Here is a 20,339-nt window from a genome sequence, read left to right as displayed (position 1 = left end):
AGCTTTTGGAGGATAAAAAATGGAACTAGAAATAATTGACAACGTAAACAAGCCGAGCCACTACCAAGGTCGGTACGGTATGGAGTCCATAGATGCTTTAAGGAACTTCATGACACCAGAACAATTGAAAGGCTTCTTTTTAGGTAATAGCTTAAAATACCTACTAAGACACCAAAAGAAAAACGGTCTTGAAGACCTGAAAAAGGCTCGCAAGAACCTTGATTGGTTGATTGAGGAGATGGAACATGAGAATTAAGACATCAAATGGATCCATCATCAATGTTGACAAAATAAAGCATAGCATCACGATTGATGGTGTTGAATATGGTTCAGATTGTCGTGCTTTGGTCTCTAAGCATAGAGACGGGACAGGAACTATTACATTAGTATTTGAAGGAAAAATGATTTAAAAAAGGAGTAAAAACAATGTTTACACAATACGATCACGAAACAGGGAAAACTAAACTTACGAAACTTGCAAAAGGTGGCATCATCATGGTTGTTGCTATTACTTCACTTGGAATTTTTCGTCTCACGGCCGTGAAGCGCATCCCAGCTAATACGGTTGGAGTAAAGGTCAGTGCGATCGGAGGTGTTCAAGAAAACACCCTACAAACAGGCTATCATCTTAAAATTCCTTTCATCGATACCGTCTATACTCTTTCGACTTCAGTTCAGACGAAGACTATGGAAAAAATCACAACTCAGACCAAAGATGGTCAATGGTTGAATACTAATATCGATGTGAAATATCGTGTGAATAAAGAAAAGGCTATGACGATATTTTCAAACTACACAAAGCTAGAAAATGTGAATGAGAGTGTCATTGCGCCAGCAGTTCAACGAGCTATTGAATCTGTGACTGGAAATTACGACATCTATGATATTCTTGGAAATAAACGGACAGAAGTCTATGAAGAGATTGACAAGGCGCTAAAAGAAAAATTTGAATCTTATGATCTTGAATTTGTTTCATTCACAATAACTGATCAGGATGCAGGAGATGAGATTGAAGCAGCAATCAAATCTGAATCTGTCAAACAGAAGGAAATTGACACAGCTAAACAGGAACAGGAAAAAGCTAAGGTTGAAGCCGATACCAAGAAAGTTCAAGCACAAGCTGAAGCGGATGCTGGTATCATCAAAGCAGAAGGTGAAGCCAAGGCCAACAAAGCTAAGTCAGACTCAATCACAGACAACCTTATCCGTATGAAAGAAGCAGAAGCCAGAGAGAAGCATGGCTGGGTTACTGTTAATGGAGCCGGTGGCGTGATTACAAATCATGAGTAAAAATTATCAATTGAGCAATAATAAAAACACGTCAGGAGGTAAGGTTTGGGCAAAAAGAACCTAATAACAGCACGAAGAGATTATCTCGAGTTTGAACTCAATGATAAATACTTACAGATTGACAAATTGATTGGTCAACGAAGGCATGAACTAGAACGATTGTACGAAGTGAAACATCTCACTGTTCCTGGTATTGATGATACTGGTGCAAGCGGAAGTGGCACGTTCGTAAATAGGTCCGAGAATTTAGCAATCGCATACGCAAGTGATCCCATGATTTTAAGACTAGAAAATCTTCAAACAGCAATTTCAAAGCTACTCGATGTACTTGAACCTGATGATAAAAAAATCTTTTATTTGAAATGGGGAGAACATACAAGATACGATTGGATTCAAGTTTGGCATAAAATGGAGAATGGGGACACTGGGTATCTATACAGGCACAGTAAGCAGATTTACAGAAGACGTGAAATCATTCTTGATACACTTGCAAAGTTATTGTTCATGTAACTTGTCAAAAAAAAGTATAGCATTGACAAAAAGAATATGATAGATTGATACTATCCAAAGCACTGAGAAAATCTTAGTGCTTTATTTTTTTTTGAAAGGAGCAAAACTATGAATATTGTTGAACCGTTACGAGATAAGGATGATATCCAAGCCATGAAGGACTATCTATCATCTTGGAATGAAAAGTATTACATGTTATTTCTTTTGGGAATCAATACAGGTTTTCGTGTCGGAGATATTCTCAAACTAAAGGTTAAAGATGTTCAAGGTTGGCACATTAAAGTTAGGGAACAGAAAACAGGGAAATACAAGAGCATTAAAATGACAAGGCCACTCAAGAATGAATTGAGGGAATTTGTCAAAGATAAAGAATTACATGAGTATCTATTTCAGAGTCGTGTTGGAAAGAATAAGGCGCTCAGCTATAAGACGGTATACTGGTTTCTTAAAAGAGCTGCTGAAGACTTAGGAATCGATAATGTCGGAACCCACACGATGCGAAAAACATTTGGCTATCATTACTACAAGAAGTACAAGAACGTTGCAGACTTGATGTCATTATTCAATCATTCAAGTCCAGCAGTCACACTAATTTATATTTGTGTAAGGCAAGATGAACTTGATACTAAGATGAGTAATTTTAGCCTCTAATATTTTTTTGATTTTTTCAACTATCCATAACGAGGAAGTTTCTAGTTTATATTTTGAATAGGGCCTGAAGCATTGTCCGTATTAGTTTTTGAGTGTGAAACAAAATTGGATAAAATATAAGATATAACTAATTCAACAGAGATATTTTACATAAATTTAAAACTCAAAAATAAATCTTGTCAAAAAAAGATATAGAATTGACAAAATGAATCTGATATATTTGTATCATGCGAAAAATTCGGAGAGCAAGTCTAGATATGTTCTCTTTTTGCTGGAGGTAAGCATGAGACCAAAAAGGTATCCATACTCGTTGACTAGTGAGATTCTAGTTGACACATCAATAATTTATGCATGGGACAAGCCAATGTATAAGATGATTTCGTTCATGAACAGATACACAAAAGAAATCCGAGTTGAATCATTCAAGCTATGACATTCAAGAATCCTAAACACTCTGACTGGTTTAGAACTTGGCAGATTAAATTCTACAACTCGAAACCTTGGAGAACTCTGAGAAATAGAATCAGAAAAACAAAGCGTATGCGATGCGATATGTGTGGACGTTTAATTCATGGCAAGAGCATTGTTGACCATATTATAGAGATTGATGAAACTAATTATCAAGATGAGTCTATTACTCTCAACGAAGATAATCTGCAATTACTCTGTCTCGAGTGTCATAATACAAAAACATTTCAAAGTAAAATAAATTTAAATTTAGAAAATCGGAATATTAATTTATTTTGATTTTTTATTTTTTTGAATTTTTGATTTTTATCAGATCCCCCCTATTTTAAATTTTCACACACATAAAATAATAACGGTGTCAATCCTCTTATATACCTCTCCCCCAAAAATGACGAAAATTGATACAAGAAAGGAGCATGATTTTGAAAATCAATGAAGTTTTAGAAAAGCTAGGAATAAGTCGTGCTACCCTCACCAGGTATCGAAAAAAGCTAGGCATATTTGAAGAAACTCGGTCGAATATCACAAAAAGTCAGTTCAAAGAGTTAGAAAAGCTTGCAAATCAACGGCAAAAGTATACAAGAGAGGAACGTGTCGAGCTATCTCGTAAGACTTTCAAGTTGATTCCAAAAGAAAAAATGCTTGAAATCAATGACAATGATTCAGTAGGTTTGAAAAATCTTAAAACTCAATACAATCATAATCAAAAAGTGATTGAAAATTTCCAATTGGAAATCAATAAAGTCATCAATGACGGTGAGCTACCTGATAAGTATTTACTTGATGGAATGGAAAAGTATCAAAAGCTAAACATGCAGATTATGTCAACGATTGAAAAGCAAAGTCCACAGGGTGACAGTCTCAAAGAAATGATTCAGGAGAAGTTGGCTCGATATGGTTGAGATGAAATATTTTGATAAATATGCTCAGCTGGTCTACTCAGGTAAGATTCACGTTTGTGAACTTACGATGAAGTCGATTAAACGAGTAGAGAGGTACAAGGAGCAATACATCTTTAAACAAGAAGAAGCTGACAAACGGATTGAGTTCATTGAGGAAGAGTGCAGCAACACTAAAGGTCTTGCTGGAAAGTTACGCTTGGCTTTGCCTCAGAAGGTCTGGCTAGAAACAACGTGGGGTTTTTATCATACAGTTGAAGTTACAAAAACAGATCCCGATACACTTGAAGAATATAAAGATTTTGAAGAAAGGCGTCTCATTCATGAGGTGCCTATTATTGTACCTCGTGGTACAGGAAAAACCACCCTTGGTTCTGCCATTGGTGAGGTTGGTCAGATTATTGACGGTGAGTGGGGTGCTGATATTCAGCTTCTAGCTTACAGTCGTGAACAAGCTGGCTATCTGTTTAATGCTTCTAGAGCTATGCTGTCGAACGAAGAGAGCTTACTACACTATATGCGTGAGGCTGACATACTACGGTCAACTAAACAAGGTATCTTGTACGAGACAACTAATAGTCTTATGTCAATCAAGACTTCCGACTATGAAAGCCTTGATGGTACTAATGCTCACTACAATATTTTTGATGAAGTGCACACTTATGATGATGACTTCATCAAGGTTGTGAATGATGGTTCGAGTCGTAAGCGAAAAAATTGGATAACCTGGTACATCTCCACCAATGGGACGAAACGGGACAAGCTTTTTGATAAGTATTACAACATCTGGGTAGATATTCTTGATGAAAAGATTGTCAATGATTCGGTCATGCCTTGGATTTATCAGCTGGATGATGTTTCTGAAATTCACAATCCAGATATGTGGCAGAAAGCTATGCCTTTACTCGGTATAACGACTGAGAAGGAGACGATTGCCAAGGATATTGAAATGAGCAAGAATGATCCAGCACAACAGGCTGAGCTGATGGCTAAAACATTTAATCTCCCTGTTAATAACTATCTTGCTTACTTCAGTAATGAAGAGTGTAAGGGTTGGTCAGATAAGTTTGATAAGAGTTTGTTTGTCGGAAATGAGGAACGGAGTGCTCGCTGTGTACTTGGTGTTGACTTGTCGGATGTCAATGACATTTGTTCGGTCTCATTTATGGTGGTGCGTGGCGAAGAGCGTCAGTATTTGAACAAGAAATTCATGCCACGTCATACGATTGAAGGACTTCCGAAAGAACTGAGGGACAAATACGCTGAGTGGGAGCTTAGTGGACAGCTTCATGTTCATGAGTTGGACTACAATGACCAAGCTTATATCTTTGAAGAGTTAAGGCAGTTTATGAGTGAGAATAGAATCTTACCAGTTGCAGTCGGATATGACCGCTGGAATGCAAAAGAGCTTATCCGCTTAATTAATGACTACTACGGAGATATATGTCACGACATTCCACAAACGGTCAAGAGCTTATCTAATCCTTTAAAAGTGTATAAAGAAAAAGCTAAGATGGGGAAAATCATCTTTAACGATCCTGTGGCAACTTGGAACCACGCAAATGTTCGTGTCAAGATAGATGCGAATAACAATGTATTTCCAAATAAAGAAAAAGCAAAAGAAAAGATTGACGTATTTGCTAGTCAGCTAGATGCTTTTATCTGCTACGAAAATTTCAAGGAAGACTTGAGTTATTACTTTGATTGAGGTGAAGAATGAACAAATATATAAATAATCTAAGAGAGGTTTTTGCTAGGATTTTCAGACCAAGTAATAGAAAAACCACAAGGACCTATTTACAAAGAAATTTGAATTATTGGAGAAGAAATTCGATTTACTTAGACAATATCTACAATAAGATTTCAACAGATACTGCACAAGTTCGATTTAAGCATGTGAGAATCACTCGAAATCCGACAGGAGTTGATAAGATGGAGTGGTTTGAAAATAGTGATCTTGCAAATGTTTTATCTTTCTCTCCAAATCCTCTTGAAATACCAGTTGTATTTTGGGCAAATGTAACAAGAGCTATGCTGAAAGATGGTGTTGCAGTCGTTGTTCCACGTTGGGAAAATGGTCGACTGATTGAAATTTGGCTTGCAAAGAAAACAATATCATGGACTGCAGAGAGAGTTGAAATCATGATTGATGATGTAGAGATTGAGCTACCTCTTAGCGATGTCTGGGTTTTTGAGAATCCTAAATTAAACGTGACAAGTCAACTAAACCAAATCACAGAATTAATTGATATCAACCTTGATGCGTTAACCGAGAAGTTAGGCAGAGGGAATTCAAAGTTGAGAGGATTCTTAAAACTACCAACTAAAGCAGCAGATGAACATTTGAAGAAACAAGCTAAGAGTCGAGTTGATAGCATGATGGAACTTGCTGAAAATGGTGGCATTGCCTATCTCGAGCAAGGTGAAGAGTTTATGGAATTAAACAAAGATTACTCAACCGCTTCTAAAGAAGAAATGGAGTTTCTGAAATCTCAACTTTATCATGCTCATGGGATTAATGAAAAATTGTTTACTTGTGACTACACAGAAGAACAATATAGAGCTTACTATTCTAGCGTCATGAAATTATATCAACGTGTATTCTCTGAAGAAATTAATAGAAAATATTTCACGAAGACGGCAAGAACACAAGGAAACAAGATCTTGGTCTTCTTCGATATGGCTGACATGATTTCATTCAAGGATCTAGTAGAAGGTGGATTTAAATCTAAATACGCAGGTTTGATGAATTCAAATGAATTCCGTGAAACCTATCTAGGGCTTCCAGGATATGAAGGTGGAGAAGTATTCGAAACCAATCTAAATGCAGTCCGTATCGAGCCGAGCGAAAGTAATTAAAAATAGGGTGGGCGGTTGGCAGAAATTTTAAGAAAGGAGGTAGGTTATGGAAAAGTTAAAAACCTTTGTCGTCAAGTCAGTTGAGGAAGAGTCAGCTGACTTTCACTTTGAGGCTTATGCCTCCACCTATGGCAATACCGACAGAGATGGCGATGTGATGGCCAAGGGGTGTTTTGACAATACCCTGAAAACTAAGGCCGTCGTCCCTATGTGCTTAAATCACGACCGCAATCGTGTCATCGGTAAGCATGAGCTGTCGGTAGATGAAAAAGGTCTGCGAACACGGTCAACATTCAACCTAAGCGATCCAGAAGCTAAGAAAACCTATGATCTCATGAAGATGGGGGCACTGGATAGTCTGAGCATTGGATTTTTTATTAATGATTATGAGCCAGTTGACGCTAAGCAACCTTACGGTGGATGGATTTTTAAAGAAGTTGAAATTTTTGAAATATCTGTCGTGACTGTGCCAGCCAATCCTCAAGCAACCGTTGATAATATTAAGGGATTTGATATGTCTGTGGTTGACAAGCGAATCGCTCAGGCGAACATGAAGCAAGATATCATGAGTAAACTTGCAACAATTTAAAAAGGAGCAAAAAATGAAAACACTAGTCGAATTGATGGAAGAACGACAAAAACATGCAGATGAGTTATCTGAGATCAAATTTAAAAAAGCTTCAATCGAAGAGAAATTGAAGTCAGCAACTATTGGAGAAGAAGAACTTGCACAATTGAAATCAGATGCAGAAGAATTGGTGCCCAAAGCAGAGGAACTCAAGAAAACAATTTCTAAGTTAGATGTTGAGATTGAAGAAAAAGAGGATAATCTCAACAAAGCTGCTAAATCTATCAAGGAAGTACAGAAAGGCAAGACACAAATGGAATACTTAAAAACCAAAGAAGCTGCACTTGATTTTGCTCGAATCCTCATGGATAACGAAGGAAGCTCAAACAGCGCCCGCAAAGCGTGGGAAGCAAATCTAGTTGAAAAAGGTGTAACTGATGTTAACAAGATCTTACCTGAACCAGTATTGATTGCAATCCAAAATGCATTTAATGATTACGACGGTATCCTGAATCATGTAACCAAAGATCCTCGTTATGCAGTACGTGTTGCGCTTCAAACGCAACAAGCAAAAGCTAAAGGCCATCAGAATGGCAAAATAAAGAAAGATGAATCTTTTGTATTTATCGATTATACAATCAACTCTGCGGCTGTATACATCAAGTACAGTTTTGAGTATGCTGACTTGAAGAAGGATACAACAGGTGCTTACTTCAACTATGTGATGAATGAATTAGCACAAGGATTCATCCGTGCAGTTGAACGTGCTGTTGTTATCGGCGATGGTAAAAATAGTGATGATGATGACAAAATCACTGAAATTAAATCTATCGCAGAAGAAACACTTGCTCAACTATTTGATACACAAGAAATCAGTGTTGACGGAGAATTTGACACTACTGTTTTAGAAAACCTCGTCAAAGGGATTGATAAACTTGCTGCAAATACAACTCCAATTTTGGTAACTTCAAAAACCATTGCTCGTAAACTTAAAATGGTTAAGGATGGCGAAAAACGCTACATTGATCCACAACCATTCGCACCGATTTCACAAACAGGAAATGTCATTGCTGGTTACCAAGTATATGTCTATGACTGGATGGAAGATGCGACCAATCCAATTATCGCATTTGCTGACAAGGCTTATAAGATGATTGGTGATGATGTCTCTGCTGATCGCTTTGAAGATTATGATGTAACGATGAATCGCCGTCATATCGAACTTGCTAGCGTGCTTGGTGGCCGACTTGGTCAGTACAAATCAGCTGTAAAATTCACAAAAGGTTGATTTTAAATAGAAAGGGGAGTCTAAAATGACAATCCTTAACCAAATTAAAGAAATGGTTGAAGTTGATGTCGAAGAAGAAATCTTCGACACTCAACTTTTAAGCTACATAAATAGTGGGATTTCATATCTAACGAGAAACAACATTCCTATCACTCGCATCGATAAAGAAAGCGAATTGACAGAATGGAATGAGATTGAAGAGGATGATAAAGAAACAATTTTAGATTGGTTACATTTGAGATGTGTTCAGAGATTTGATAAATCCTTGATGACAGGAAACTCAACAACAATGAGCTGGATTGATGAAGAATTGACAAATATTCTCTATCAATTAAAAGCTATTTACGGAGTTAAATCATGAAATCATCTAGAGTATCAATCATCCTTTGTTACGATGAGCGTACAGAGGTCGAAAAAGGTGTTTTTGAAAAACAAGTTGTAGAAAAGAAAGTCAAAGCTGAAAAAGAGAAGATCTACCAACGTAGACTTGATAAAGCTTTAGCAGATGGTCAAGTTTTGACAGCAAGATTTCGGATACGTTCTAACTATGTGACAGATTCCTTAGACTACGTGAAGTACAAAGGGAAAGAGTACAAGGTAAATGTTGGAACTGAATCTGATGAGGGCCACTACACGATAATTGAATTGGGAGAATTGAAATAATGGCTAAGAAGTTCTTTACTAGGCAAGAGATTCAAGAAATCCTAGAAAAAAACACTTTAAAATCAAAAGTGTTCTATATGGAACGTGAGGAAAAGTCCTCTCCTGACAACGTTATTCTTTACTATCGTTTAACTCCAGGCAGTAGTATTACTGCTGATGATACAGTACACATGAGAAAAGTGACTATTCAAATCAGTCACTACCATAAGAAGAAACTAGATAGCATTGAGGAATTGATGTTGTCTAATTTTATGTGTGAACCTAGTCAGTTGAATCTAAAACAGCCTGATACAGATTATTTACTTACAACCTACAGAATCGAGGTATTCACAAGTGGGAAGTGGTAGCGTTAATGTGACAACATTAAAAATCGATATCCAGAATCAAGTTTTAGAAATCATAGAAAAAGCAGGGAAAAGCACCGCTGGAGACATTAGAGACGGAAGTCCTAGAAGAAACGGAGTATATGAAAAGGGATGGACTCACGAGACCATTGAAGATATCGCTGTAGTATATAACAATGGGAAAGAGAAGTCGCTTGCTCACTTGTTAGAAAATGGCCACGCAACAAAAAATGGTGGATTTGTAGCACCTCAAGAACACATCAGACCAGCTTATCTCAAAAATAAAGAAATCTTTCTCAATAATATGAAATCAATAAAAATCAGACCAAATTAAGGAAGGAGTCACAATGACTTATAAATATGACACACGAGAGGTTACTCACGGTAATGCCATGGGATTCTTTGCTAAGATTTCAAAAACAGAATCTGGCACACTCGATCTAAAAAAACCATACCCATTTACAGGATTGCGAAAAACATCTTTTGAAACTTCACAAGAATCAAATGCATACTACGCAGACAATGTGGAGCACGTTCGTCTTCAAGGTAAGAAATCAACTGAGGGATCCATTACGACTTATCAAATTCCTAAACAATTCATGATTGATCACTTGGGTAAAAAGTTGACAAATTCAACTCCTCCAGCGCTCATCGATACTGGTGTGAATGCGAATTTCATTTGGGGATATGCTGAAACAGTTACAGACGAGTTTGGTTCTGAGGTTGAAGAGTTCCACATCTGGACCAATGTGAAAGCATCAGCTCCAAAAGGCAGCACTACAACAGATGAAAGCTCTGCTACACCAAAAGAAATCGAAATTCCATGTACTGCGTCACCTAACAATTTCATTCTAGATTCAGATAAAAAACCTGTTTCAGAAATTGTATGGCGTGATACAGACAAGGGTGTTGTCCGTGCTAAATTTGATAAATTGTTCGCTTCAAGTACCCCAACGAAATTGATTGATTTTATCAATGAAGCTTTAGGAACAACAACCATCGTGCCAGGAGGCTAAAATGATTAAAAAAGAACTATCATTCACAGCGTTTGATAGTTATGGTGAAGAAAGAGAGCACACTGAAACAGTGCGCTTTCTTTACTCTTTACCAGCTATCAAGATGTATGAACAGCGAACAGGTCGCAACTTCTTTGATGACAACCAGAAAGCACTCACAGCTTACACACAGCTTGCACTTGCAACTGGTGTAAATGGTCGCTTATCTGCTTTAACTGATGAAGAAAAGGTCAAACTAATGCCATTACTTATGGAGCCAGATTTCATGAACTTCCTAACTGAAGTTATCCCATGTCTGTACGGTGAGGTTGAGAATGGTCGCTTTGTACAGAATGAGCTGACTGCTGAAACAGCCTCTCTTGCTCCTTGGTTTGGTGATTTGATTGATATTGGTTTTTTCTCAGACCTCTTTTATGAATTTAACCGAAGCAGAGCAAAGGTTCCTCAAGATAGAAAAAAGCCTCAACAGAAGTCATAACTTCTGAAAAAATTTATAAGGTTGTTTTTGAAAATCGGATGGATGTTTTTTGGGCAGAAAGTCAACACTTTAATTATCTGATGGGAACACTACATCAGATGAGTATCAATGAAAATGAGAAGAAAACTTTATCTAACGCAGAATTACTAAATGTAATGTCTGACTAAAATTGAAAGGAGGAAATCTATGGCTGAAACATTTGAAGGCTTATACGTCAAATTTGGTGCTAATACTGTTGAATTTGACAGGTCTGTAAAAGGTATCAACAATGCTTTATCTAGTTTGAAAAAAGATTTCAACAACATCAACAGAGAATTGAAGATGGATCCAGACAATGTCGACTTGCTGAATCGTAAGTTGCTCAACTTACAGGAACAAGCTCGTGTTGGCGCTATGAAAATTGTTGAACTCAAAAAGCAACAAAAGGAACTGGGAGAATCTGAAGTTGGTTCAGCACAGTGGAATAAGCTTCAACTTGAAATTTCTAAAGTTGAATCACAGATGAAGGTTGTTGACCAGGCAATGAATTCAACCAAAAAACATATCGAAGATGTAGGAAATCCAAAGTCTATTTTAAATCTCAACAAAGAAATCAACAATGTTGCAAAAGAACTTGATATCGTCAACCAGAAGCTCGAATTAGATCCTAAAAATGTAGAGTTGTCCGAAGAAAAAATGAAGTTATTAGGTAAACAATCTTCATTAGCCAAGGATAAGGTCCAGGAGTTGAAACGGAAACAAGAGGAATTAGGAAAGGAAAAAATCGGAACAGAGGAATGGCGACAACTTCAAAATGAAATTGGGCAAGCAGAAGTTGAGGTTTTAAAGATAGATAAAGCCATGGGGAATCTAGGGGATTCGAGCCGTTCAGCAACAGGAAACATCAAGGAAGCTACAGGATACTTAAAAGCTGATGTAATGATGAACGTTGCTGAAAAGGCAGGACAACTAGGTCAAAAAATGGTTGATGCTGGTAAAAAAACAGTAGATGCATGGTCTGAAATCGACGAAGCGATGGATACTGTTACGACGAAGACTGGATTGACTGGCGAAGCCTTGTTAGGACTTCAGGACATTGCAAAAGGAATCGCTACATCCTTACCATCGGCTACATTTCAAGAATCTGCTGACGCAGTTGGTGAGTTAAATACACAATTTGGACTCACTGGAGATACTTTGCAATCTGCAGCAGAGTACCTATTGAAATATTCGAAAATAACTGGAGAAGATATTTCAAATTCCGCAATAAATGCCAAGAAAGCAATTGATGCTTACGGTTTATCTAATGAGGATCTAGCGAGAGTATTGGACTCAGTAACAAAGGTCGGCCAGGATACTGGTCAATCTTATGACTCTATCTTTCAAAAAGCAATCGATGGAGCTCCACAGATTAAGATGCTGGGATTATCTTTTGAAGAGGGGGCTACATTAATTGGTAGATTTGAAAAAAGTGGGATTGACTCTTCTGCAGCTTTAGCTTCACTTTCAAAGGCTACAGTAAACTATGCTAAAGACGGAAAGACATTGACTGAGGGGTTGAACGAGACTGTCAATGCAATTCAGAACGCTACTAGTAAGACAGAAGCAATAAGGATTGCTTCTGAAGTTTTCGGAAATAGAGCCGCTCCTAAAATGGTGGATGCTATCCAACGCGGAGCATTTAGTTTTAATGATTTAGCTGAAGCAGCACAAAACTCATCAGGAACTGTAGCAACAACATTTGATGAGACAATAGATCCGATTGATAAACTAACAACCTATTCCAACAAAGCGAAAGAAGGGCTTGGTGAGATAGGTGGTACACTACTTGAGACTGTTATACCAGCTTTAGAACCTTTGATGGGCATACTTGAATCTGCTGTGAATTGGTTTACCAGCTTAAATGAAACTGATCAACAGACTATCGTGATTCTTGGCCTCGTTACAACTGCTGTAATGCTACTGCTTGGTGCAATAGCACCGCTAGTCATTGCTATAGGTGCAATAGGTGCGCCTGTCGGAATTGTCGTAGCGGCAATAGTTACTGCTATTGCCGCTATTACACTCATCATTCAGGCCATCATGAACTGGGGGACTATATCTGAATGGCTTCAGTCGACGTGGGATGCTTTCGCCGCTTGGCTTTCTGAATTGTGGACTAATATTGTCACGACTGCTACTACAGCGTGGTCAAGTTTCACTGCTTGGCTTTCTGAAATTTGGTCTTCAGTAGTCTCAACTGGACAGTCTTTATGGTCTAGCTTTACTAGCATCTTGTCCAATATTTTCTCAAGTTTGATTTCAGGAGCTCAGTCACTGTGGTCAAGTTTTACTTCTACCCTTTCCAATTTATGGTCTGGCCTGGTCTCAACCGGGTCAAATTTGTTTAATAATTTGGGTAGCACGATTTCAGGAATTTTTAATGGTATCTTATCCACTGCTAGCAGTATTTGGAACTCTATCAAATCAACTATTTCAAATGCTATTGATGGTGCTAAAAATGCAGTATCTAACGCTATCGAAGCTATTAAGAATCTATTCAATTTCAATATCAGTTGGCCACATATTCCATTACCACACTTCTATGTAAGTGGTTCAGCCAATCCATTGGACTGGTTAAGTCAGGGCGTTCCAAGCATCGGTATTGAGTGGTATGCGAAGGGTGGTATCATGACCAAACCAACTTTATTTGGAATGAATGGGAATAGAGCAATGGTTGGTGGAGAAGCTGGTGCAGAAGCAATCCTTCCACTCAATAAGTCAACTCTTGGTGCCATTGGACAAAGTATTGCTAATACGATGAATACATCGAATAGCATCAATGTCAACTTCTCAGGTGTGACCATCCGAGAAGAAGCGGATTTGAATAGACTAGCTGATGCAGTCGGAACACGTATTGCTGAAGAACTACAAAGAAAAACTAATTTGAGAGGAGGTTTCGCATGACAAAAATTAATGAGTTAACCATTGACGGAGTGAAAACATCATCATTCAAATGTGAGATTCTGGTTGAAACACGACCACAAGTCATCGTATCCTCTTCAAAAACTAGTCTTTTAGAACATGATGGGATCAGTGGTGCAATTGTTCAATCAAATAGGCATCGTAGGTTGATTGAAAAAAGCTACCACATCAGCTTGATTAACCCAACAGATGAAGACTTATACCGTTTTTCTTCTCTGTTAAATCGTGAAAAATTTTGGTTGGAAAATGAACAAGAGCCAAGCGTGAAATATTGGTGTTATAAAGTGGATGATTTCAAAATTATTAAAGATGATTTTGGTGCATGGACGGTAGATGTGAAATTCACTTGCCACCCTACAAAATACTTCAAAACCACTGACACGCAGAGATTGACAAGAAGTGGGACTTTGACCGTTCAAGGTTCTGCTCTTGCATTTCCTAAAATCACAATCGTTGGCCAGAGCGCTTCTGAGACTTCATTTACAATTGCTGGTCAGGTCATTAGGCTTGAAAGGCTTGCTGAGTCGCTTGTGATGGTCAATAATCCTGACAACCCTAGCTTTAAAACGACAACAGGGAAGCCAGTGAAATGGTCAGGGGATTTTATCACAGTTGATCCAGCGAAAGTGAAGAATGTTGGGGTTGTTCTAGGCTCAGGTATTCAATCGCTTGAAATTGAGACGGTTTGGGGGTGGGCATAATTGCTTTATCTACTTAATAAAGATGTAAGAACTGTTCAATGGAACGGGGAGCCACTTCATGAAGCGACTTCAGCTATTGTTAAAGAGACCATGAATGGCGATTTCACCTTAACTCTGAAATATCCTATTTCTGACTCTGGTATTTATCAGCTCATCCAAGAAGATATGCTGATAAAAGCGCCGACTCCTGTTCTTGGTGCGCAGCTATTTCGCATCAAGAAACCTGTTGAGAACAATGACCATCTGGAAATCACAGCCTATCACATTTCAGACGATGTGATGCAACGTTCTATCACACCAGTGAGCGTGACTAGTCAGAGCTGTGGCATGGTTCTTTCTCGCATGGTTCAAAACACCAAAACAGCTTTGGGTGATTTTTCTTTCAATAGTGACATCCAGGACCGTAGGACCTTCAATACGACTGAAACAGAAACTCTCTACTCTGTATTGCTTGATGGCAAGCATAGTATCGTCGGGACATGGGAAGGCGAGCTGGTTCGTGATAACTTCGCAATGACTGTCAAGAAGAGCCGTGGCGAGAATCGTGGTGTTGTTATCACGACACACAAGAATCTGAAGGACTACCAACGCACAAAAAACAGTCAGAATGTTATCACAAGAATCCATGCTAAATCGACTTTTAAACCTGAAGGTGCTGAAAAAGAAACGACTATCAGAGTGACTGTTGATAGTCCTCTTATCAACTCATACCCTTATATCAATGAAAAAGAGTATGAGAACAACAATGCTAAAACTGTCGAAGAGTTGCAGAAGTGGGCACAGGCTAAATTTACAAATCAAGGCATTGACAAGGTCTCTGATGCTATCAAAATTGAAGCTTATGAACTTGATGGGCAAGTTGTTAACATGGGTGATACGGTCAATCTCAAGAGTTGGAAACATAATGTCGATGCATTCAAGAAAGCTATTGCTTATGAGTTCGATGCCTTAAAAGAAGAATACATCTCTCTGACTTTCGATGATAAGGCAGGCACTGGTGGTTCTAGAGCTTCTGGTGGGCTATCTAGCGCAGCGGATGCCATCCTTGGAGTAACAGAATCTGCACAAGAAATCGCCCTAGAAAAGGCTCTTCAAAATACAGACTTAGGCTTTGATCACCAAGCTGAATTGTTAAGACAAGAAATTGCGGACGGTATCGAACTTGCCAGAGCTAAAGCCGAAGAAGTCAAGCAAGAACTGTCTGACACCATCGACCAGCGATTTAGTAGTTTTGAAAATGGTCCTTTACAAGATGCTAAACGTAGAGCTGAAGAAGCCTTGAGAAACGCTGGCGCCAGCAGCTTACTCGCCCAGGAAGCGAAGCGGATTGGGTTGGATTCTGTTGCCAAGCTTGAAGAGTTCAAAAGACAGGCTACGAGCGCTCAGATAGCTCTGTCGGGCGATTTGGATGTTCTGAAACGAACCATCGCAAACGATATTCGACCGAAGCAAGCGAAGGTTGAGACCGAGATTGCCAAGCAAGTTGAAGCACTTGTTCAGACAAAAAAAGAACTGGCTGGTGTGAAGTCAGCGCAAGCTACCTATGAAGAGTCGACGACTCGTAGGCTGGCAGAACTGGCCAACGTGGCTGATGGTAAGGCTAGTAAGTCAGAGCTTGTGCAGACAGCCGATGAACTAGCTAGTCGGATAGCGAGTGTGCAAGCAGGTAGTTCACGGAATTATTTCAGGAATTCGCGTTCAAGGACGTTTACCATAGGAGATCAAGCGATATACGACTACCGAACATTCATAGTACCTGATTTCTGGAAGAACGGTGATAGGTTCAAGCGTGATTATGTCCGCTTATCATTTGATGTGACTTTCCCTGTTGCCTTATCCAGTGATACACAAGCCAATGTTCACTTTAGCGCCCATCCGTGGTATGGCTATAAACTCACGTTTAAAGGTGGGACTACCGAACGTCAACATTTTGAGTTCACAATTGACTTGTCTGGCTCTTCTGAAACCTATCAGACTAATAATGTATTCATACGTTTTGGGACGAATTACGGCTTTCCAGCTGGTTTGCAGGTCGTCATTGAGAATGCTATGTTATCGGTTGGCAATTATTTTCCAGCCTATCAACCAGCGTATGAAGACCAGGAAGACCGTGTGTCAGCAGTTGAATCCAACTTCAGACAGCGTGCTGATGCGCTTGATGCTGGGGTGAGCCGTCTTACTGAAGGGTTGAGAACCAAGGCGGATATAAGCTCACTCAACGTGACTGCTGAAAATATCAGGCAGTCCGTGAAGAGTTTGGAAACAAGCACGCAGAATAAGCTGGACCAGAAATTGAGTATGGCTGAATTTGAGGTGCGGGCTAGCTCAATTCGTCAGGAAATCCTGAACGCAACTAAGGACAAGGCAGATAAGACTCTGGTCGTGGCTGAAGCAGGGAAATTGCGAGAAGAATTTTCCGGATTGCGAATCGGTGGTAGAAACTATTATCTAAACTCTGACAAGTTAGTTACACGCCCACGCTTTATTCAATTTAACATATATCCTTATTTAACTGCTGATAACATCGGACAAGATTGGACTTTTTCATTTGATTTAAAAATCAACGAAACTGGTACAGTCAGACAACTTCACTTTTATCACTATCAACGAAATGGATTGGGGATAGGGGTTGATACATTTTTCAATCCGTCAAAAGAATGGAAAAGATATTCTTTTACTGGGAAGGTTGTTCAAGGTGGTACTAATCCTGCGTATGCAAAAGGTGCCATGGCTATTTACGACCATGCAGGAGACAATAATATTTCAATTCGAAATGTTAAATTTGAAAAAGGTACTCTAGCTACCGACTGGAGTCCATCGATTGAAGACACTGACGGCCTTATCACTGAAGCTAAGGCTACCTTTGAGCGAACAGCTCAGGGATTACGAACCGACTTATCAGCTATTCAAGAATATGTCAATAAAGACGGTCAGCGACAGGAAGCTTTACAGCGTTATACCCGTGAGGAAAGCGCTAAACAAGCGACAGCAGTCCGTGAGCTTGTCAATCGTGATTTTGTTGGTAAGGCTACTTATCAAGAGGATGTAAGAGGCATTGAGCGTAGGTTTGAAGTTATTACCAACCCCAAAAATGGCACGATAGCGACTCAGATTGTCAACTACAAGCAATCAGTTGATGGCAGATTCACAGAAATCACTTCATTGATTTCTGGTAAGGCTAATCAGACTGACTTCCAGCGAGTTAAGGAAACTAGCCAACTCTACGAGCGTATTCTGGGCAATACAGATAATGGAATTGCCAACAATATCGCTCGTATGGCTATGACCAATCAGCTGTTCCAGGTTGAGGTTAGTAAGGTCTTTGAAAATCATCGAAATTTATTTTTGAGTTCGACCGCAACGAAAGGATACTTAGGGAATGCTGGGACCATTTATGCTGCGAATAGTACACAAAAAGAAATCACATCCGATTTTATTTCCGTAGAACCAAACGAAAACATCATTTTTCAGCATTGGGTAACTCTTCCCGATAATGGAATGGCTTGGACCGCTTGGCAATTTTTCGATAAAAATAAAAATCCTATTGATAACCGTAAACCAGGCTTAAATGCTTATAAAACAACTGTAGGCAAACAACACAACATCAATCAAATCACTGTACCAACGAATGCTTATTTCGTCAGATTCTCAGCTCGTATGTACGATGATGGTTTGATAAAAGTAGAAAAGGGCTCAGCTCCATCTGATTACTCAGTAGCACCAAATGATGCTCTTGAAGCTGTGAAAACCGTCCAAAGACAGTTGGATGGCTCATGGTCGGTTCAAAATCTGACGAATGCAGGGGCTATTGTTTCGCAAATCAATGCGACAACCAATCAAATTTTGATTGAGGCTGAAAAGATTCGATTAAAGGGTAAGACCTTGCTGGACGAACTCACGGCTATTCAGGGTTACTTCAAACGATTGTTCGTAGGTGATGCCAGTGTTGGAACGCTCAATTCAGACATCATTAGATCTAACTCTATCACGGCAGATAAGTTGGTCATGGATATTGCCATGGCAAGACGGTTCGTCTCAAGTGATATCTTCACAGATACGCTTGCTGCTAAAGAAGCCTTTATCAATAAATTGCGGTCAGTCGTAGTTACAGCGACCTTGCTCGAAGGTTACAAGGGTCGTATTGGTGGATTCCAGATTGGTACACATGAGAAAGATTCGTCGGTGTACTGGATCACTGGTCAAAACCAATTTTCGGTCGGTATGAGTAATGGATCTGGCCAATGGTCACAAACGGCTTTGTGGGTCAATTGGGGTAATAATTGGGGCTATCCTGGTGATTATGCTTGGTACGTCAAAAACAACGGTAAGATGTATTGTTATAATACAGCAGAATTTTGGAACACGCCAGTCATCCACGGGAATCTCCGTGTAACTGGTCACATTTACTACAACAATGAGAATTCAGGAAAATCCGGGTACTGGATTCACTCGTCTAAATACTCAAATTTTGAGCCTTCGAATAACTATCTTTACCTTTATTACAGCGGTTCAGGTTACGACTGGATCCCGATGAATAAGGAGATTTCGGATCGTCGATATAAGCACAATATCGAAGTCAGTACAGTCTCAGGTCTCGATGTAGTCAAAAATCTGAAGACGTACAGCTATCGCAAAGAATACGATGGCAAAATTGAGGACATTTCTTGCGGTATCATGGCTCAGGATGTCCAGAAGTACGCTCCTGAAGCGTTTTACGAGAATCCCGACGGCGCATACTCTTACAACACATTTGCTCTTGTACCTTATCTTATCAAGGCTATCCAAGAGCTCAATCAAAAAATAAAAAAATTGGAGAAAACAGCATGAACGAACAAGACAAACAAATCAGCACCTTAACAATTAAATCACTAAGTGAGAGAGTCGGTAATGAAGCCACTCAATCAGCTACGCTAGAAGCCCTCTACACAGTAACTGCGATGGAACTTGAGCAGATGAAACGAATCATCGAATCTGATGAAGAACTCAAGGCGAAATTTGAAGAAGTGAAAGGACAAATGACAAATGGCAATTAACAATTACGAACTAGCGACCAAACCTTATACTCGTGGTTTTGGAGACAATGTTACAACCGTTGTAGAAATCCGTTTGCAAGACGGGAATCGTTATAGCACTAACCAGCGGGAATTGGCTGGTGACCGTACACAAGACCAAGAAGACGTCTTGATTCAAGCTGTGATGGATATCCTGAAGGCAGAATTAGATCCAGGAAGCGCCATCGTCAAAGCACAGGCGCAACTTGAACAGGCCAATCAGAAGATTGCACAAAACGAGAGTGAACAGAACAAGCTTGCAGCTCTTATTAAGCAGACTGAAGAGAATTCGAAAGTGAATCAGAAGGTCATCCATGTTCTTGTGTTGAACTCTGTCATGAGCAAGAATATTAGTTATGGAACGACCTACAAAGAGCTAATTGAGTTGATTCCACTAGCTGAAGTTGGTAAGACTTACTTACCACATGACTTGATTACCATTGAAGACCCTGAACACGTAGAGGTCAATGGTGAAGGGAAGCGCATCTTGGTTCAACTTAACAAGGAATTTACCTATAATGGTGAGCCTGTCAGCGCATTTGTGACAAATGGTACTTTGGAACAAAACGGAACGGGTGTCGCTTGGAAATTTGAAGGGAAAGAGTAGGAG

The 20,339-nt window shown here is 39.2% G+C and carries 22 protein-coding genes; all 22 read left to right on the top strand.

Features of this window, described 5'->3' with window-relative positions; genetic code table 11:
- Positions 1-19 precede the first annotated feature (19 nt).
- Positions 20-256 (top strand): DUF3310 domain-containing protein, encoded by a 237-nt coding sequence (locus tag QM928_RS04505; protein WP_414294611.1) that lies wholly within the window; start codon positions 20-22, stop codon positions 254-256.
- On the top strand, positions 246-410 hold the full coding sequence (locus QM928_RS04500; protein WP_186822536.1) for a hypothetical protein: 165 nt from the start codon (positions 246-248) through the stop codon (positions 408-410). The genes QM928_RS04505 and QM928_RS04500 overlap by 11 nt, the downstream gene beginning before the upstream one ends.
- Before the next feature lie 16 nt (positions 411-426).
- Positions 427-1,290: an SPFH domain-containing protein gene (locus tag QM928_RS04495; protein ID WP_414294610.1), complete on the top strand. Its 864-nt coding sequence runs from the start codon at positions 427-429 to the stop codon at positions 1,288-1,290.
- A 45-nt stretch (positions 1,291-1,335) separates the two neighbouring features.
- Complete coding sequence (locus QM928_RS04490) at positions 1,336-1,800, top strand: hypothetical protein (RefSeq protein WP_414294609.1); 465 nt, start codon at positions 1,336-1,338, stop codon at positions 1,798-1,800.
- Positions 1,801-1,908: 108 nt separating this feature from the next.
- Positions 1,909-2,451, top strand: a complete 543-nt coding sequence (locus QM928_RS04485; protein WP_001028147.1) for a site-specific integrase — start codon at positions 1,909-1,911, stop codon at positions 2,449-2,451.
- A gap of 429 nt (positions 2,452-2,880) precedes the next feature.
- On the top strand, positions 2,881-3,198 hold the full coding sequence (locus tag QM928_RS04480; RefSeq protein ID WP_414294608.1) for an HNH endonuclease: 318 nt from the start codon (positions 2,881-2,883) through the stop codon (positions 3,196-3,198).
- A gap of 137 nt (positions 3,199-3,335) precedes the next feature.
- Complete coding sequence (locus QM928_RS04475; protein ID WP_000601030.1) at positions 3,336-3,821, top strand: hypothetical protein; 486 nt, start codon at positions 3,336-3,338, stop codon at positions 3,819-3,821.
- Complete coding sequence (locus QM928_RS04470; protein ID WP_414294607.1) at positions 3,814-5,526, top strand: terminase TerL endonuclease subunit; 1,713 nt, start codon at positions 3,814-3,816, stop codon at positions 5,524-5,526. Before QM928_RS04475 ends, QM928_RS04470 begins: the two co-directional genes overlap by 8 nt.
- Positions 5,527-5,534: 8 nt before the next feature.
- Positions 5,535-6,677 (top strand): phage portal protein, encoded by a 1,143-nt coding sequence (locus tag QM928_RS04465; RefSeq protein ID WP_414294606.1) that lies wholly within the window; start codon positions 5,535-5,537, stop codon positions 6,675-6,677.
- Positions 6,678-6,723: 46 nt separating this feature from the next.
- On the top strand, positions 6,724-7,266 hold the full coding sequence (locus QM928_RS04460; protein ID WP_050253681.1) for an HK97 family phage prohead protease: 543 nt from the start codon (positions 6,724-6,726) through the stop codon (positions 7,264-7,266).
- Between the two features lie 13 nt (positions 7,267-7,279).
- Positions 7,280-8,533, top strand: coding sequence for a phage major capsid protein (locus QM928_RS04455; RefSeq protein ID WP_414294605.1), 1,254 nt, complete (start codon positions 7,280-7,282; stop codon positions 8,531-8,533).
- Between the two features lie 25 nt (positions 8,534-8,558).
- Entirely contained in the window at positions 8,559-8,894 is a 336-nt protein-coding gene (locus QM928_RS04450; protein WP_414267714.1) for a hypothetical protein, read from the top strand.
- Positions 8,891-9,196 (top strand): head-tail adaptor protein, encoded by a 306-nt coding sequence (locus tag QM928_RS04445; protein ID WP_414294604.1) that lies wholly within the window; start codon positions 8,891-8,893, stop codon positions 9,194-9,196. Before QM928_RS04450 ends, QM928_RS04445 begins: the two co-directional genes overlap by 4 nt.
- Positions 9,196-9,543 (top strand): hypothetical protein, encoded by a 348-nt coding sequence (locus tag QM928_RS04440; RefSeq protein ID WP_001074487.1) that lies wholly within the window; start codon positions 9,196-9,198, stop codon positions 9,541-9,543. Before QM928_RS04445 ends, QM928_RS04440 begins: the two co-directional genes overlap by 1 nt.
- Positions 9,530-9,874 (top strand): HK97 gp10 family phage protein, encoded by a 345-nt coding sequence (locus tag QM928_RS04435; protein WP_414294603.1) that lies wholly within the window; start codon positions 9,530-9,532, stop codon positions 9,872-9,874. The genes QM928_RS04440 and QM928_RS04435 overlap by 14 nt, the downstream gene beginning before the upstream one ends.
- A gap of 13 nt (positions 9,875-9,887) precedes the next feature.
- Positions 9,888-10,556 (top strand): phage tail protein, encoded by a 669-nt coding sequence (locus tag QM928_RS04430; RefSeq protein WP_414294602.1) that lies wholly within the window; start codon positions 9,888-9,890, stop codon positions 10,554-10,556.
- Position 10,557: 1 nt separating this feature from the next.
- Positions 10,558-11,034 (top strand): hypothetical protein, encoded by a 477-nt coding sequence (locus tag QM928_RS04425; RefSeq protein ID WP_038804320.1) that lies wholly within the window; start codon positions 10,558-10,560, stop codon positions 11,032-11,034.
- Positions 11,035-11,220: 186 nt separating this feature from the next.
- A complete protein-coding gene (locus QM928_RS04420) occupies positions 11,221-13,959 on the top strand; it encodes a phage tail tape measure protein (protein WP_414294601.1) in 2,739 nt (912 codons plus the stop codon).
- Positions 13,956-14,678: a phage tail protein gene (locus QM928_RS04415; RefSeq protein WP_414294600.1), complete on the top strand. Its 723-nt coding sequence runs from the start codon at positions 13,956-13,958 to the stop codon at positions 14,676-14,678. Before QM928_RS04420 ends, QM928_RS04415 begins: the two co-directional genes overlap by 4 nt.
- A complete protein-coding gene (locus QM928_RS04410; RefSeq protein WP_414294599.1) occupies positions 14,679-19,505 on the top strand; it encodes a phage tail spike protein in 4,827 nt (1,608 codons plus the stop codon). It abuts the gene before it with no gap.
- A complete protein-coding gene (locus tag QM928_RS04405) occupies positions 19,502-19,711 on the top strand; it encodes a hypothetical protein (RefSeq protein ID WP_414294598.1) in 210 nt (69 codons plus the stop codon). The genes QM928_RS04410 and QM928_RS04405 overlap by 4 nt, the downstream gene beginning before the upstream one ends.
- A complete protein-coding gene (locus QM928_RS04400) occupies positions 19,701-20,336 on the top strand; it encodes a hypothetical protein (RefSeq protein ID WP_414294597.1) in 636 nt (211 codons plus the stop codon). The genes QM928_RS04405 and QM928_RS04400 overlap by 11 nt, the downstream gene beginning before the upstream one ends.
- Positions 20,337-20,339: the final 3 nt, after the last annotated feature.

The organism is Streptococcus infantis, assembly GCF_047460405.1.
Lineage (GTDB): Bacteria > Bacillota > Bacilli > Lactobacillales > Streptococcaceae > Streptococcus > Streptococcus infantis_Q.
This window is presented reverse-complemented; position numbering and strand designations above follow the sequence as displayed.